The sequence below is a fragment of the Bartonella sp. AP331QHHD genome (assembly GCF_042195905.1).
GTDB lineage: Bacteria > Pseudomonadota > Alphaproteobacteria > Rhizobiales > Rhizobiaceae > Bartonella.
Map to the genome: position 1 here is coordinate 1 of NZ_JBHIPG010000070.1, position 1601 is coordinate 1601.

Sequence of the window (1601 nt, forward strand, 5' to 3'; positions counted from 1 at the left end):
AATAGAACCACGAAAGAGAACATCACCCAAGAGGGCTAAGCGCTCTTTTTCATTGAAATAAATAACATGACCAGGGGAATGCCCCAGTGTATGTAAAACCCTAAACTCATGTCCAGCAAAATACACACACTCACCATCTTCTAACTATATCGAACAACGCACCACGATGCTTTCGGGTGTAAGCCATGATTTAAGAACCATTCTCACCCGTTTTAAACTTCAGCAAGCGTTAGCAAATACTGACTTTGATATCAAGCTGCTTGAACAAGATGTGAGCGACACGCAAAACATGTTAGAAGATTACCTTGCTTTTGCCCGTAGTGAAGAAAGTGAGTGTGTTAAAACTTTTGATTTAAATGCTCTTATGCAAAAATTCTCTACCGATGTGCATCTTCACAAACGTCAATTTTCCTACACCATTGAAAGCCCTACACCAATACAAGCACGCCCACGTGCCTTCAGGCGTCTCATCAGCAATCTTGTGTCAAATGCATTTTGTTATGCCAATACTGTCAAACTAACAGCCATATCCCAACAAGAATGTTTCCCATATATCAAAAAAAGTTCCCGCAATATATTATATTTATACAGTTATAATATGATATCGAACTCAATATTTAGCCTCACAAGAGAGTAGTCAAACAGGACTGTATTCAATCACACAAATAAGGTTCTATCTTAGCACCATAAGCCTATAATAAAAAACGATAACTTTTGTTCATACACCTATTGTTCAATTCATATTGTATCAAGCAATAAAAAATTACTCATCAATAAATAATTTATAACCAATAGTAAAAAATCTGGTGCTCTAAATACAAGCTGCTTAATTAAGCTTAAGAAGAGTACATTAATTGAAATCAAAATTCTGTCATGATTTTATTTTATTGTATTGATAATAGTTTTAACTAAATGAAATTTTATTTTTTTGTCACAATAAAGTCCAAAATTGTTCAGTCTCTATTCAGTTTGAAACGTGTAGGATGTGAAAAATACGAATTTACACAAGGAGCATCATTATGAAAAAAGTGATCAGATTAGCGGTATTATCAGCAATGTCTACTGCAACCGTTTTGATGCCATTAAATCCAACGCTTGCAGATATGGCATGGTATCATAACTATGACATGAGAAGGGAGGCTGGTTTACCGTCTCACAATTTTAGCTCCCATTTTTCTCATAGTGAACATCACTCTTTTGATAATCCCCACACGCGTCATTATGTTAGCCATAAATGGGGAGCACAACAACACCATCATGTTGAACACAAGACATATCATTATGTCGAGCGCAAAAAGACAAAACACAGTAGTATTAATATAAATAACTCAGGAGAAGCTTTAGCAATGGGCATTCTTGCTCTTGCAGCAGGTGCACTTCTCGGCAAAATTTTTAAAAAATCAGAACAGCCACAAGTTGTTTATCAAACCGCACCACAGCATCAAATTGTATATCAACAGGTTCCACAGGAACAGATAATTTATGAAGCTCCGCAAACAGTGGAATATGAGCCAGTACAACAATCATTAGAATCTGATTGGCTTAACTATTGCAAGAAAAAATACCGTTCTTTCAACCCTAAAACAGGAACTTTCCGAGAC

General features: G+C 35.9%; 1 protein-coding gene and 2 pseudogenes. 2 read left to right on the forward strand and 1 reads right to left on the reverse strand.

Annotated elements, in window-relative coordinates; genetic code table 11:
- Positions 1–144: pseudogene (locus ACFIMS_RS08280) on the reverse strand (MBL fold metallo-hydrolase); the annotation flags it as partial.
- A 4-nt stretch (positions 145–148) separates the two neighbouring features.
- Between ACFIMS_RS08280 and ACFIMS_RS08285 the strand changes: the two are divergent.
- Both ACFIMS_RS08285 and ACFIMS_RS08290 read left to right on the forward strand, forming a co-directional pair.
- Positions 149–547, forward strand: a pseudogene (locus tag ACFIMS_RS08285) (two-component sensor histidine kinase); the annotation flags it as partial.
- Positions 548–1019: 472 nt separating this feature from the next.
- On the forward strand, positions 1020–1601 hold a 582-nt coding region (locus ACFIMS_RS08290; protein WP_375696618.1), incomplete at its 3' end, for a BA14K family protein.